Annotated in this window: 13 protein-coding genes; 6 read left to right on the forward strand and 7 right to left on the reverse strand. The window is 70.3% G+C overall.

From position 1 onward, the window contains the following. Positions 1–74 precede the first annotated feature (74 nt). From ACIA8K_RS24845 to ACIA8K_RS24855, 3 genes are all read left to right on the forward strand, one after another. Positions 75–362, forward strand: a complete 288-nt coding sequence (locus ACIA8K_RS24845; RefSeq protein WP_396063129.1) for a F0F1 ATP synthase subunit epsilon — start codon at positions 75–77, stop codon at positions 360–362. A 19-nt stretch (positions 363–381) separates the two neighbouring features. Further along, entirely contained in the window at positions 382–834 is a 453-nt protein-coding gene (locus tag ACIA8K_RS24850; RefSeq protein WP_396063131.1) for a DUF2550 domain-containing protein, read from the forward strand. Positions 835–1,104: 270 nt separating this feature from the next. Beyond that, the gene (locus ACIA8K_RS24855) at positions 1,105–1,983 is read left to right on the forward strand and encodes a MerR family transcriptional regulator (protein ID WP_396063133.1); all 879 of its coding nucleotides are present in this window, start codon (positions 1,105–1,107) and stop codon (positions 1,981–1,983) included. A gap of 174 nt (positions 1,984–2,157) precedes the next feature. On the opposite strand, the gene ACIA8K_RS24860 is transcribed toward ACIA8K_RS24855, so the two are convergent. After that, positions 2,158–2,727 (reverse strand): cob(I)yrinic acid a,c-diamide adenosyltransferase, encoded by a 570-nt coding sequence (locus ACIA8K_RS24860; protein WP_396063135.1) that lies wholly within the window; start codon positions 2,725–2,727, stop codon positions 2,158–2,160. A 25-nt stretch (positions 2,728–2,752) separates the two neighbouring features. Between ACIA8K_RS24860 and murA the strand changes: the two genes are divergently transcribed. Continuing rightward, the gene (gene murA, locus ACIA8K_RS24865) at positions 2,753–4,069 is read left to right on the forward strand and encodes a UDP-N-acetylglucosamine 1-carboxyvinyltransferase (RefSeq protein ID WP_396063137.1); all 1,317 of its coding nucleotides are present in this window, start codon (positions 2,753–2,755) and stop codon (positions 4,067–4,069) included. Here murA and ACIA8K_RS24870 read toward each other — a convergent pair. Then, complete coding sequence (locus ACIA8K_RS24870) at positions 4,063–4,419, reverse strand: hypothetical protein (RefSeq protein ID WP_396063139.1); 357 nt, start codon at positions 4,417–4,419, stop codon at positions 4,063–4,065. The two genes, murA and ACIA8K_RS24870, sit on opposite strands and share 7 nt — an antisense overlap. A gap of 95 nt (positions 4,420–4,514) precedes the next feature. On the opposite strand from ACIA8K_RS24870, the gene ACIA8K_RS24875 reads away from it, so the two are divergent. Continuing rightward, positions 4,515–5,369: a 3-hydroxyacyl-CoA dehydrogenase family protein gene (locus ACIA8K_RS24875; RefSeq protein WP_396063141.1), complete on the forward strand. Its 855-nt coding sequence runs from the start codon at positions 4,515–4,517 to the stop codon at positions 5,367–5,369. A gap of 1,522 nt (positions 5,370–6,891) precedes the next feature. Here the strand turns inward: ACIA8K_RS24875 and ACIA8K_RS24880 are convergent. From ACIA8K_RS24880 to ACIA8K_RS24900, 5 genes are all read right to left on the reverse strand, one after another. Beyond that, complete coding sequence (locus ACIA8K_RS24880; RefSeq protein WP_396063143.1) at positions 6,892–7,677, reverse strand: ABC transporter permease; 786 nt, start codon at positions 7,675–7,677, stop codon at positions 6,892–6,894. After that, entirely contained in the window at positions 7,674–8,531 is an 858-nt protein-coding gene (locus tag ACIA8K_RS24885) for an ABC transporter ATP-binding protein (protein ID WP_396063145.1), read from the reverse strand. The genes ACIA8K_RS24880 and ACIA8K_RS24885 overlap by 4 nt, the downstream gene beginning before the upstream one ends. A 163-nt stretch (positions 8,532–8,694) precedes the next feature. After that, the gene (locus tag ACIA8K_RS24890; protein ID WP_396063147.1) at positions 8,695–9,444 is read right to left on the reverse strand and encodes a hypothetical protein; all 750 of its coding nucleotides are present in this window, start codon (positions 9,442–9,444) and stop codon (positions 8,695–8,697) included. After that, positions 9,441–12,122 (reverse strand): FtsK/SpoIIIE domain-containing protein, encoded by a 2,682-nt coding sequence (locus tag ACIA8K_RS24895; RefSeq protein WP_396063149.1) that lies wholly within the window; start codon positions 12,120–12,122, stop codon positions 9,441–9,443. The genes ACIA8K_RS24890 and ACIA8K_RS24895 overlap by 4 nt, the downstream gene beginning before the upstream one ends. 51 nt (positions 12,123–12,173) lie before the next feature. Further along, positions 12,174–12,791 carry a DUF4126 domain-containing protein gene (locus ACIA8K_RS24900; protein ID WP_396063181.1) on the reverse strand — a complete coding sequence of 206 codons (618 nt, stop codon included), beginning with the start codon at positions 12,789–12,791 and terminating at the stop codon, positions 12,174–12,176. Between the two features lie 56 nt (positions 12,792–12,847). Between ACIA8K_RS24900 and nucS the strand changes: the two genes are divergently transcribed. Then, entirely contained in the window at positions 12,848–13,507 is a 660-nt protein-coding gene (gene nucS, locus ACIA8K_RS24905) for an endonuclease NucS (RefSeq protein ID WP_396063151.1), read from the forward strand. The last annotated feature ends 111 nt before the right edge of the window (positions 13,508–13,618 follow it).

The following is a 13,618-nucleotide window of genomic DNA, read 5'->3' on the forward strand; positions in this document are numbered from 1 at the left end:
GCGGTCCATCCCCTGGGTCAGTCACACCCTGGGTAGCGCAAGACCGGCGTTCGGCCGGTTGACGAGGAGTTGGCGTGGCGAAGCAGCTGCATGTCGAGGTCGTTGCCGTCGAGAAGAAGGTGTGGTCCGGAGACGCCGAAATGGTCGTCGCCCGCACCACCGAGGGCGAGCTCGGGGTCCTCCCCGGCCACGCCCCCCTCCTCGGCCAGCTCAAGGAGCCCTCCCAGGTCCGCGTGAAGCTGGCCGGCGGCGAGCAGCTCACGTGGGACGTCACCGGCGGCTTCCTCTCGATCACCGGCGACGGCGTCACAGTCCTCGCCGAAGAGGCCGCCACCGCCGCTCCCGCCACCGCCGCACACTGACGACTGACGACCGACGCCGATGCTGATCATTGAGTGGATCGGAATCGGCGCCCTCGTCGCCCTCCTGGCGGTCGGCTTCCTGATCCTCCGCCGCGCCCTGTTCATCCGGGCCGGCGGCACCATCAGACTCAGCGTCCGCACCTCGGCAAGCGTCCCGGAACGCGGCTGGTCCAACGGACTCGGCCGCTTCGTCGGCGACGACCTCCGGTTCTACCGCATCTTCAGCTTCACCCTGCGTCCAAAGCGCACCCTCACCCGCGCCAACCTGGTCGTGATCTCCCGGCGTACCCCCGCAGGTCAGGAGTCCTTCAGCCTGCCGGCCGACTGGGTGATCCTGCGCTGTTCCTGGCCCGAGAGTGAGCCGATCGAGATCGCGATGGCGGCCACGACTGTGACGGGCTTCCTGTCCTGGCTGGAGTCGGCGCCGCCCGGCGAGGTGGCCACGCGGCCCGGCCACGCTTCAAAGCGCTGAGTGATCAATCAGTGGAGCGAAAGATAGGTCATCTTCGCTATTTGATCTCCTTTTCGCTCCACTGATTGATTACTCAGGGGTTGGCGTCCACGGGAACTTCCAGCGGCGGCCGCTTGGGGGCTATCTGGCTGCCGACTGTCACTCTGCGTTTCCGGATGGTGGATCGGTCCCGGCGGGAGCCAGGGCCTGGTACCGGGAGGGCGTTGTTGCACATGCCGTAGCGGCATGTGGTGGGGTCAGGGCACCACAGCAGGAAAGGCTCGGTCTGCGATGCACCCCTCCCTCACACCTCCCCGGCAGGTCAAGATCGGTGATGCGGCTGCGTTCGCCGGGGTCACCCCACGCGCCATCCGCCACTATCACGAGATCGGTCTGCTGCCGGAGCCCGAGCGCGGCGGGGACGGCCGCCGCCGCTACGGCTATGACGACATGATCCGCCTGCTGTGGATCCGCAAGATGTCTGATGCCGGTATCAGCCTGGACGACATGCGGGCCGCCTTCGGCGAAGCCGGCGACGAAGCCTCGGACCGTGCCCCGGATATCGAGTCGGTCCTGAGCAGGCTTGAGGAAACCTTGGCGGCGCAGGAGACCGCCGTCAAATGCCGGCGCGCCGCAGTCCGCCGCCTGCAGGCGGTGGGTAGTCCGTTGGGACTGCTCTCCGAACTTGTCACGGACCGGCTCAGCCACCTGCCCCCGGGCGCGTTGCGTCGCTCCGATCTGGACGCCCTGCTGGTCACAGAACGCATCTTCGGGCCGCTTGGTGCCGCCATCCAGGCCGGCACGTTCATCATCCTGGCCACCCACCCCGACCTGCGGGCCGAGGAGGACCGTCTTGAGGCGGCAGAGGCCGCCCTCGACGACGGCGTCGCACCCGACGACCCGCGCGTGGAAGAGCTCGCCGTACAGCGATGCGCTCACCACATGGCCGTGAATCGGGCCATCGAGGCAGCTGGTCTCGACGCGGCCGACGAGGAGATCTTCGAGAGCTTCGACGCCGGCCTGAACGGGGAGGCGGGCAAAGAGATGAGTGCCGCCTCAGCGATCACCAAGATGCCCTACGACTTCTCTCCTGCCCGGATGCGCTGCCTGGAGCTCGCCGGACGGCTCTTCGGCGAGGCCCTTGCCAACGCTCACGCCGCGGACGGCTGATCACCAGTGCCCGGCACTGACGTGGCCGGACAACCGGTCGCGTTCATCCGCATGCGACAGATCGGGTCAGACGTCGAGCCCTGGGCCGTCGGCAAAGCGACCCGGAATCACCGGTATGCCGAATGTCGGGCGATCAGCGCCGTGCGGCAGCGAAGCCGGCACGACGTCGCGCGCTCAACCCCCCGGCTTCCACAGCACGTCGCCGCCCGGGTTGGCGCTGCGGGAGAGGATGAAGAGCAGGTCGGACAGGCGGTTCAAGTAGTGCGCGGGCAACACCCCGGTTCGTCCCGGCTCCGCCTCCATCAGCGCCCAGGTCTGGCGCTCTGCCCGCCGCGCCACAGTTCGTGCCACGTGCAGAAGCGCGGCCCCGGGCGTACCCCCGGGAAGAATGAATGATGTCAGTGGCTCCCGGTCTTCGTTGAACGCGTCGCACCACTGCTCCAGGCGCGTGACGTAGGCCTCGGTGATGCGCAGTGGTGGATATTCTGCCGGCTCGTCCGAGAGTGGGTTGCCGAGGTCGGCGCCGACGTCGAACAGATCGTTCTGGATGTGCACCAGCACGTCGCGTACGGGGGAGGGGAGGTCGCCCAGGGCGAGGGCGACCCCGATCGCGGCGTTCGTCTCGTCCACGTCGGCGTAGGCGGCGATGCGCGGGGACGTCTTCGGCACCAGTTCGTTGTTGACCAGCCGGGTGCTGCCGCCGTCGCCGGCGCGGGTGTAGATGCGTGTGAGATGAACGGCCATGCCGCCAACCCTACGGTTACCTACGATGGCTGGCGTGGACCAGATCGAGGTGTTCGGTGGTGCCCGCCTCGCGGGTGAGGTACGGGTGGCAGGTGCGAAGAACAGCGCGCTGAAGCTGATGGCGGCGGCGCTGCTGGCTCCGGGGCGGTCCGTGATCACCAACGTTCCCAGGATCACCGACATCGCGATCATGGCGGAGGTGCTGAGCCGCCTTGGCTGCACAGTCGATTTCGTCGACGAGCCGGGGCAGGGTGGTGAGCTGCCGCCGGTGCGTGAGGTGGTCATCGACGTGCCGGAGCGACCCGGCACCGAGGCGGACTACGACCTGGTCCGGCGGCTGCGCGCGTCGATCGCGGTGCTCGGCCCGCTGCTGGCCCGCTGCGGATATGTGCGGGTCGCGCACCCGGGCGGGGACGCGATCGGCTCGCGCGGCCTGGACATGCACGTGGCCGGCCTGGCGCGGATGGGCGCGGACATCACCGGCGAGCACGGGTTCGTGATCGCGTCGGCGGCGGGTGGGCTGCGCGGCGCCACCATCTGGCTCGACTTCCCGAGCGTCGGCGCGACGGAGAACCTGTTGATGGCCGCGGTGCTGGCCAAGGGCGTCACCGAGATCGACAACGCGGCCCGCGAGCCGGAGATCGTGGACATCTGCACGATGCTTACCGCGATGGGCGCGCGGATCGAGGGGGCGGGCACGTCAACGCTGCGGATCGAGGGTGTCCCGGCGCTGCGGCCGGTCACGCACGCGACGGTCGGCGACCGGATCGTGGCCGGGACCTGGGCCTACGGTGCGGCGATGACGCGAGGGGACGTGACGGTGACCGGCATCGACCCGGGCTTCCTCGAGGTGGCGCTGGACAAGCTGGTCACCGCGGGCGCCGAGGTCTCCACCGGACCGGACTCGTTCCGGGTGCGGATGGGCGCGCGCCCCAGGTCGGTCGACGTCGTCACGCTGCCGTACCCCGGCTTCGCCACCGACCTGCTGCCGATGGCGATCGGCCTGGCGTCGGTGAGCGAGGGTGCGTCGCTGATCACCGAGAACATCTTCGACGGGCGTTTCATGTTCGTGAACGAGATGGCCCGGCTCGGTGCGGACATCAAGACCGACGGCCACCACGCGGTGGTACGCGGCCGTGAGCGGCTCTCCGGTGCGCCGGTGCGGGCCACCGACATCCGGGCAGGTGCGGGCCTGGTCATCGCGGGTCTGTGCGCGGAGGGCGTCACCGCGGTCGGCCACGTGCACCACATCGACCGTGGCTACCCGAGCTTCGTCGCGGACCTGCGGGCGCTCGGCGTGGAGGTTCACCGCACCGCCGCGCCGGACGACCTCGACTACTGACCGACGAGCCGGCGGGCCCGGGACAGCTCCTCCGGAAAGACCAGGACCAGCAGGCGGCCGTCGCGCGCGGTCGCCACCGTGGCGCGGATGCCGGCGGCTGACAGCAGCGTCCGGAACTCCTCCGCCGTGGCGTCGTCGTCCGCTGTCGCGGCCGGGGTGAGCAGTCCGAAATCCTTACTGCCGATCAGGCCGAGGCCCTCGTCCAGCTCCCGGTCGAGGACGTGGAGCAGGATGTCGCCGCGCGAGTCGGTGTCACGGTTGAGCGCCCAGCGCAGCACCGCTGCCATGATGCCGACGAGCACGAACGCGATCAGGGGCCCGGCCAGGTACCAGCCGGTGCTTTCGAGCATGCGCCCATCTTGCCCCGGAAGATGTGCGGCAGCCCCGAGATCTGCAAACTCTATTCACGTAAGGTCTCCTTAGTGATCGTTCAAGGGAGGCTGACGTGACGGGTCGACTCGCGGTCGTAGGGGCCGGGTTGATGGGTTCGGGCATCGCACAGGTGGCCGCGCAGGCAGGCTGGCAGGTCACCCTGCGCGACCTGACCCCGGAGGCCGTCGACCGCGGCCTGGCCACCGTCCGGACCTCGCTGGACCGGTTCGTCGCCAAGAACCGGATCACCGCCGACGACGCGGCCGGCGCGCTCTCCCGAATCACGGTGACCACCGACCTCGCCGAGGCCGCCACAGACGCGGACATCGTGGTCGAGGCCGTCTTCGAGCGGCTGGAGATCAAGCAGGACGTGTTCCGCACGCTCGACGAGGTCTGTAAGCCGGGCGCGGTCCTGGCCACCAACACCAGCGCCATCCCGATCACGCAGATCGCTGCCGTCACGACCCGGCCGGAGTCGGTGGTCGGCACGCACTTCTTCTCGCCGGTGCCGATGATGGCGCTGTGCGAACTGGTCCGCGGCCACCGGACCTCGGACGCCACGCTCGCCACCGCACGCGCGTTCGCCGAGGAGATCGGCAAGACCTGCATCGTGGTGGAGCGCGACATCGCCGGTTTCGTCACGACCCGGCTGATCACCGCGCTTGTGGTCGAGGCCGTCAAACTTGTCGAGTCCGGCGTGGTCTCGCCCGAGGACCTGGACACCGCCTGCCGGCTCGGCTTCGGCCACGCGATGGGCCCGCTCGCCACCGCCGACCTGACCGGCGTAGACGTACTGCTGCACGCCGCACGCAACATCCACACCGACTCCGGCGACCCGAAATTCTTCCCGCCCGAACTCATGCAGCGCATGGTCGTCGCCGGCGAGCTGGGCCGGAAAACCGGCAAGGGCTTCTACAGCCACCCCTAAAAGCCGATCTTCCCACTCCCGCCGCGGTCCGGCCCGCACGCTCCCGCGGGCTCACCGCCCGCGGGTGGCCCGGTCCAGAGCACAACCCCACCCCGTCACCCGCCGCGGCCGACGGCGGGGAGCTGGCGTGTCGCCACGGCGGAACCGGCTCCGAAGCGGGTCGGCAAGCGCAGCGGAGTCTTGGCGCGCAGCGAGATTTGCCGCGGAGCGACTCTGTTGCCCATTCGCATGCGGTGGTCTGGGGCCTCACGATCGAGGGCTGGCATCGAGGCGAGGAGTCTGGCGGGCCGTTCCGGCTGGTCGGCGGTCTCGCGGCGCGCGGGGGCAGCGCGGTCATCGTGCAAGCGGTGGCTGGTCTGGGCGGTTGCGGTCTGGGTGGTCGCAAGGGCGGGCGCCGAGAGAGCGATGTGGCCGGGAGGGTCGGTTGATCTCGGCTTGGGTGGTCGCAAGGGCGGGCGCCGAGAGAGGGATGTGGCCGGGAGGGTCGGTTGGTCTCGGTCTGGGTGGTCGCAAGGACCGGCACCGGGAGAGGGATGTGGCTGGGAGGGTCGGTTGATCTCGGCTTGGGTGGTCGCAAGGGCGGGCGCCGAGAGAACGATGCGGCCGGGAAGGTCGGTTGATCTCGGCCTGGGCGGTCGCAAGGGCCAGCACCGGTGCCGGGGCTTGTGGGAGGGCGGTTGGTCTCGGCCTGGGTGGCCGCAAGGGCGGGCACCGAAGCCGGGAGCTGCCGAAGAATCAGTCGATCTTGGCTCTCGCGTGTCGCCGCGCCAGAGATAACGGCAGTTCGGGCGCTCCGCGCCGAGATGGGTTCGTTGTATGGGATCTCGCGTCCATCTGGCGGGATGCAAGATCCTTGCGGCTCTGGTGGCCCTTATCGCGCTCAAATAAGGGCCACCAGAACCGCAAGGATCTTGACGTGGGCCTTTCCTGACCCTTCGGCGTCAGGAAGAACGCACAGGGAGGCACTCAAATAAGGAAATGTCCGGCGCGTAGCGCGCGAACCCGGGCATCTACCGCGGCTCTCCACCTGACGCGGGTCGCGAGCGCGGGCTGTGTCCTGACATATGCGGATCCGGTGTAGCTCCGCGTTCATGCCTGGCCCTGAGACCTGCTGAAGTGCCGCGACAGACCCGCACGCCTGCGGAACTCGCGGCCTCGATGCCGGCCCTTGCGCCCACCCACTCCGCAGTCACCTCGGTCCGCAGTTACCTCGGTCCGCAGTCGTCTGGGTCCGCAGTCGCCTGGGTCCGCAGTTACCTCGGTCCGCAGTCGTCTGGGTCCGCAGTCGCCTGGGTCCGCAGTTACCTCGGTCCGCGGTCGCCTCGGTCCTCAGTCGCGAGACGACGGCCGTGCTGCTCTCGGCCTCCGCAACCACAACGACCAGGCGGAAGCCACTCACCACGCCCCAGCCCGCGATCCTGGATCACCAGGCGGCCGGACGCGAATGGGCAACGGACTCGGGAGCGGGCGGGCTGGGCCACGGCGGGAGCGGGAAGATCAGGAATTTGATCTTCTGGTGGGCTCAGCCCTCGCGGGGGGCGGTCCAGCGGAACGTGGTGAGGCAGAGGGCGAGGCCGGCTACGCACCAGAGGGCAAGGACCAGCGCGACCCGGCCCAGTTCCCAGGTGCCGGCCGGCTCCTGGGCGGCGAACGAGTCGGGCAGAAAGACGTAGCGCAGGCCCTGGCACATCCACTTCAGCGGGAAGAGCGCGGAGACCGACTGCATCCAGCCTGGCAGCGACGTGAAGACCAGGAACACGCCGGAGGTGAACTGGAGGATCAGCGCGATCGGTGTGACCACTGCCGAGCCGCTGCGCGAGGTGCGGGCCAGTGAGGAGATGGCGATGCCGAGCAGCGTGCATGCGGTGATGCCGAGCAGCGACACCCAGCCGAACGTGAGCCACCGCCCGGCCGTCGACGGCAGGTCAAGGCCGAAGAAGATCACGGACATGAGCAGCAGTACGGCGGTCTCCGCGATCGCGATCCCGAGGATCATCAGGACCTTGCCCGCGAAGTAGACCCACTTCGGCATCGGCGTACCCCGGTAGCGTTTGAGGACGCCGCGGTCGCGCTCGATCGGGATCCAGATGCCCAGGTTCTGGAAGCTGACTGTCATCAGCCCGGTGGCGATCATGCCGGTCACGAAGTACTGGGTGAGCGTGACGCCGCCGTCGATCTCGGTGCCACCGAAGATCGCGGCGAAGATCGCCAGCATGATCACCGGGAAGCCGAGTGTGAAGACGACTGACTCGCGGCTGCGGAGGAACTGCAGGGTCTCCAGGCGGCCCTGGCGGAGAGCGAGCTTCACTTCGCGGCCTCAGTCTCGATCATTCGGAGGTAGATGTCCTCAAGTGTGGGCCGGTTGACCGCGAGCCCCGGCACCTCGCCGCCGAACTCGCCGGACAGCCGGTTGACGAGCGCGGTCGGGGTCGCGGTCCGCTCCTGGACCAGCACCCCGTCCGGACCGCGCCAACTGACAGTGGGCAGTGCGTCCTGCCGGCCGCCCAGATCGGCCGGGGTGGACACCTCGACCAGCCGGCCAGCCGCGATCACGCCGACCCGCGCGGCCAGTGCCTCGGCCTCGTCCAGGTAGTGCGTGGTCAGCAGGATCGTGGTGCCGCTCGCGTTCAGATCGCGGACCAGCTCCCAGAATTCGCGCCGCGCCTCCGGGTCGAAGCCGGTCGTCGGCTCGTCAAGGAAGAGCAGCTCCGGGCGGCCCACGATGCCGAGCGCCACGTCCAGCCGGCGCTTCTGGCCGCCGGAGAGCATGTGGGTCCGCGCCCGTGCCTTCTCCGCCAGGCCGACGCGGGCGATCACGCCGTCCGGGTCGGCCGCGTCCGCGTAGAAGCCGGCGAAGTGGTGCACGATCTCGCGTACCGTCAGATTGTCGAACTCGCCGGTGCCCTGCAGCACGATGCCCACCCGCCCGCGCCACGCGGCGCTCGGCGCGGCCGGATCCTCGCCGAGCACCGTGACCTCGCCGGAGTCCCGCTTGCGGAAGCCCTCCAGGATCTCGACGGTTGTCGTCTTGCCGGCGCCGTTCGGCCCGAGCAGCGCGAAGATCTCGCCCGCGTGCACCTCCAGGTCGAGACCGTTCACGGCGGTGGCGCCGCCGTAGGTCTTGCGCAGGCCGCGCACGGTGATCGCGTTCATGCGGTCCACTATGCGCCGGGCGGTCCAGCCCGGGTGATCGGCCCTGTCCTGTGTGACGTGTCACCGGCTGATCTACTTAACGTTCACTTAGAATTTCGGGGTCGCCTCCTGAGCCCTCCGGAAGCCGGACAGCAACACCTGCGCGCTGTCCGGTTCCCGGAGGGCTCAGGTGTCAATGGGTCAGCGCCATCGAGACGCCGGACGCGGCCGCCATCCCGCCCAGCACGAGCAGCCCGATCGCACCGACGTCGAGGCGGCTGTCGAAGAGCCGGTTGAGCAGGGCGGACGCCAGCGGCAGCCCGGTGAACGGCGCCAGGAAGAACGCGGACCAGCCCACCACCCGCAACGCCAGCCGCGCGGCCGGGAGTCCGTCCGCGCCGAGCGTGACCAGGTGCGCGGCCGGATATCCGCCGCTAAGTGTGACCAGCCCGGCCGCGAACAGCGCGGTGAACGCGGCCGCGGCCGCACCCACCACCGGAAGCAACGGCAGCACCCGGCGCGGCGGCGACGGCCGCGGCACGCCCCGCCGGGCCACAGTGATCCGCCGGGCCGCGCGGTCGAGCAGCGCGCGGGCCCGCGAGTCCGGGGCGGCCTGGTCCGGGTAGCCGAGGTCCGGGCTCTGCGGCAGCATCGGCTCCGGTGGCACGCCGACCCGGCTCGCCCAGCCCGGACGCCGCCGATGCAGGTCCCGCAACGACTGCCAGAGGCGGGCCGAGTCGCGGTCCACCTCGGCCACCGAGACGGTGAGCGCGCCGGCCCGGCGTTCCGCGGCCGCGGCCATCGCCTCCGCGCGTACCAACTCGGCGGTGGCCGTGGCGGCGCCGTCGTGGTACGCACGCTCGGTCGCCAGCAGCTCCGCGTCCCGGCGCGCGGTCGCCTCGGCCAGCGCGGCGAGCTGACGCCGGTACTCCTCCGCGCTCATCGGCCACCCGCGGCGTACGGGATGATCACCTGTGGCACGCGGTCGGTTGACCTGTCGAAGCAGAGCGCGCGGTGCGGCCGGGGGAACCAGGCCGGCCCGCCCGGCGTCGGGCTGAGCGGGGCCAGATCGGCGCCGTGCACGTCAAGCGCGACCCAGCCGCCGATCGCGTCGAACCGGGCCGCGATCCCGCCCAGGTCGTCCCGCAGTCGCGCGACCGAGCGCCACCAGCCCAGCACGTGCACCCGCCGCTCCGGGCCCTGCTCCAGGATCGTCCGGAGTGGAGCGCCGGTGCCGATCGCGGACGGCGAGGGGATCGGGCTCCGTCCCGTACCCCCGGCTGGTGTTGATCGTGTTGATGGGGAGACGGCGTCGAGCGCGAGACCGAACAGGTAGTGCGGCCCGGAGAGATCTTCCGACACGTCCTCGAACAGCGCCGGAACCGTGTCGCCGAGGTGGAACGTGGCGGACGGCAGCGCGGCCCGCAGCGGCTCCAGAAGCGCGGCGACGGCCGGATCCGGGCAGGCCACGCTGAACCGCGCACCGGGCGTGGCGGCAAGCGACAACGCGGCCGAGGCCAGGATCGCGACCGCCTCCTCGCCGCGGGTGCCGATGATCGCCAGGTTGCGGCCGGGCGCGCGGGTCATCGCCAGGTAGGCGGGGCGCGCCCGCACGTCGATCGTCTCGCCGAGCGCGGCCCGCGGCTCGGCCGTCAGGTCCGGTGCTTCGTCAGGCGTGAATGCCGGTACCGCGTCGCCGTCGAAGAGCCGTGGTGGGGCGAGCTCCGCCGGGCGCGCCTGCCACAGCCGTTCCTGCAGTGCACGCCATGCCCGGCGGTCCCCGGCGTCCGGCAGGCGGGAGATCCGGTTCGCGCCAGGTGCGCCGGAGTCCGCATTGATCACCGCGTGATGGCGCGGGATCACGTCCGCGGCCAGGTTCGTCTCGGCCAGGATGCGCCGGGCCTTCGGCAGCGCGATCCGCAGCGTGAACTGCGCGACCAGACCCGGCCGGCCCCACAGCGCTTCGATGCCTGTCACGTCCTGGCTGGCCAGCACCAGGTGAATGCCCTGCGAACGGCCGCGCCGGGCCAGATCCTCAAGCAGCGAGGCCGCCTCCGCGGTGACCGCGTCCCGGCCGCCGAGCAGCACCTGGAACTCGTCGATCACCGCGACGATCCGCGGCCACCGGCCGTCCGGATCCTCCGCGCGCAACTCCGCAAGCTTGCCGGCCTCGCAGCGCTTGGCGGCCCGCGCCCGGCTCTGCAGCTCCGTGGTCAGGTGCCGCAGCAGCGCCAGGCCGAACTCGCGGTCGTCGTTGACGTTCACGCCGGCCAGGCGCACGTGCGGCAGCCAGCTCGGATCGCGTGGACTCGGCGCGAACCGGGCGAACGACACGCCCTCCTTGAAGTCGAGCAGGTAGAGCTCCAGCTCGGCGGGGGAGTAGCGGGTGGTCAGCGCGCCAAGCCAGGCGTAGATCAGGTTCGTCTTGCCGGAACCGGACGGGCCGCCGATCAACGCGTGCGGCGGGTCGTCACCGAGGGACACCTCGATCGGCGCGCCGTCCGCATCCACGCCGAGCGGCGCGGTAAGCACTGATGCGGAGCACTCCTGCCAGATCTCGTCCGGGATCACGTCGGCGAGGAGCGCGGTCGGCGGACCTGCGGTCAGCGACTCGGCCAGCCCCCGGCACACGGTGGAGACCTGCTCCGCGGGCGGCGGCGGATCCAGCCGGACCGGCAGCACACCGGCGCTGTCGCAGAGCGCCTCGCGGCCGGAGATGTGCAGTCGCTCGACGTCCGGGTGCGCGCCGAGCGGGACGTCGCGGGCGATCAGGTGCACGCCGCAGGCGACGCCGGTGCGGACCAGACGGTCGAGCTGGGCGCGCTGCGACGGGCTCAACTCTGCGTCGCCGAGATCGCGTTCTCCCAGGAGGACCGCGATCCGCCAGGGCTCGGGGCGGCGGCCGGGGATGTCGGCAAGCGTCGCGTACCGGCCGGCCAGCACGGTCTCGTTGATCCGGCGGATCTGCTCGGCCAGCTCGTCGAGCATCGCGGTCAGCCCGCCCGGCCCGACGAACGTGAGCAGCCCGGCCGCGGCAAGCGGCGCGAACCCGGCGAGGCTGCCGCCGAGCCGGTCCGGGTCGTAGACGGAGAGCCGCAGACCGCCCGCGGGAACCCCGCCGAGCGCGCGGAGCAGCAGCCCGGCGATCACCCCGTCAGCTGTGGACGGACGCCGGTGCCGCCCCTCGCCTTCGGCCGGCCCTCGGGTGATCTCCAGGTGCGCGTGATCGAGCAACGGAACCAGCGCGGGTACGGGCGGCGTGTCCTCGTCCACGGTGATCGTGCCGACCTTCAGCAGTCCGCTCCGGTCTGCCGGGCCCGGCCGCCAGGCGGGCCAGGGCGCGCTTGACGGGCCCGGGGCACAGAAAGACGCGAGGCGGCCGAGCGTGGTGGCACGCGCGGTCGCCTCACGGTGGAAACGGTCGAAGATCTCGTCGCGGGCGGTCTCCCGGGCGTCGGTAAGCGCCGCCAGGCAGGCGTCGTGGGCCGCGCGGATCACGTCGTACCGGCGGCGGGTCTCGATCCTGGCCTCGTCCGCCGCCACCTGGGCCGCGCGCACCAACCCGCGCGCCGCGGCCACGTCCTGGCGCGCGGCGGCCAGCACGGACACCCGGGAGCGCACTCCGCGATATTACCGATTTATGGTGATTTCTTGGTCTTTAGTGGGGTCGTGTCACACCTGGTATCCGGCCGCCCGCGCGGCCCGGCGTTCGGACCGCTTCGCCGCCCGCCGCTGGAAGACCCACACCGCCAGCCCGACCAGCAGCACGCCGAAGACCAGCACCAACACCGGCAGCAGGATCGCCACGATCGACATGATCACGCTGGTCGCGTCCTCCGCGGTGCTCGCCACCGGCGCCCCGAACCCGGCCGTCGTCGTATTGATCACCGGCCGCGCCGCCGCCTTCAACCCGTGCACACCGAGCGCGATCACCACACCGGCCACGATCGGCACCCACTGATGCGACGTGAAGAACCCGGCCGGATCCGTCACGGTCACCGTCTCGGACCCCGCACCGGCGCCGAACACCAGCCCGCCCGCGGTCGGCCGCACCAGTGTCTGCACCACGTCATTGAAATGATCGACCACCGGCACCTTGTCCGCGACGACCTCGATCGCAAGCAACACGGTCAGGATGGCGATCACCCACCCGTTCGAGAGCCACTGCCAGCCGCTCGGCAGCTGCAGGACCTCTGTGTAACGGGCGAGCAGACCCATGGCCAGCATGGGGATATAGGCATTTAGCCCGGCAGATGCGGCCAGACCGGTACCAGTCAGAATTTCCAGCACATAGACAAGCATGGCACCCGCACGCCACCCCTGCAGTGTTCCGCTACCCTGCTCGGGTGCGTTTGGTGATTGCGAGATGCTCGGTAGATTACGTCGGACGCCTCTCGGCGCACCTGCCGCCGGCAACCCGGCTGCTCATGGTGAAGGCGGACGGATCGGTCTCGATCCACGCCGACGACCGCGCCTACAAGCCCCTGAACTGGATGAGTCCCCCCTGCAAGCTGCAAGAATCAGAGGGCGTCTGGCGCGTGGTCAACAAGGCCGGCGAAGAGCTCCGCATCACCCTCGAAGAGATCTTCCAGGACACGTCCTACGAACTCGGCATCGACCCCGGGCTGGTCAAAGATGGTGTCGAGGCTCACCTTCAGGAACTCCTGGCGGCCAACCCCACCACCTTCGGCGAAGGCTTCACGCTGGTCCGCCGTGAGTACATGACCGCGATCGGGCCGGTCGACCTGCTGTGCCGTGATGCTGCGAACGGCTCGGTCGCAGTCGAGATCAAGCGGCGCGGCGAGATCGACGGGGTCGAGCAACTGACCCGTTATCTCGAACTCATGAACCGGGATCCGTTGCTGGCGCCGGTGAGCGGGATTTTCGCTGCGCAGGAGATTAAGCCGCAGGCGCGGGTGTTGGCTGAGGATCGGGGGATTCGGTGCGTGGTGGTGAACTATGACAAGCTTCGGGGGATCGAGCGGGATGAGTTGACGCTTTTTTAGTGCTGGTTTGGGCTTGGTCTTGTGGGTTGCGCTGGGTGGGGTGTCGGGGGGGGGGGCCCCAAAGAAAGAGCGCAGGCCAGGGAAAGCAGCATAATGCGCGCGCCCCCCCAA

The sequence above is a fragment of the Catenuloplanes sp. NPDC051500 genome (assembly GCF_044454585.1).
Taxonomy (GTDB): Bacteria; Actinomycetota; Actinomycetes; order Mycobacteriales; family Micromonosporaceae; genus Catenuloplanes.

Coding starts and splice junctions, on each gene's coding strand:
- murA (WP_396063137.1), top strand. CDS start 2,753: ATGGCTGGCGTGGACCAGATCGAGGTGTTCGGTGGTGCCCGCCTCGCG.
- ACIA8K_RS24850 (WP_396063131.1), top strand. CDS start 382: ATGCTGATCATTGAGTGGATCGGAATCGGCGCCCTCGTCGCCCTCCTG.
- ACIA8K_RS24890 (WP_396063147.1), bottom strand. CDS start 9,444: ATGAGCGCGGAGGAGTACCGGCGTCAGCTCGCCGCGCTGGCCGAGGCG.
- ACIA8K_RS24855 (WP_396063133.1), top strand. CDS start 1,105: ATGCACCCCTCCCTCACACCTCCCCGGCAGGTCAAGATCGGTGATGCG.
- ACIA8K_RS24860 (WP_396063135.1), bottom strand. CDS start 2,727: ATGGCCGTTCATCTCACACGCATCTACACCCGCGCCGGCGACGGCGGC.
- ACIA8K_RS24870 (WP_396063139.1), bottom strand. CDS start 4,419: ATGCTCGAAAGCACCGGCTGGTACCTGGCCGGGCCCCTGATCGCGTTC.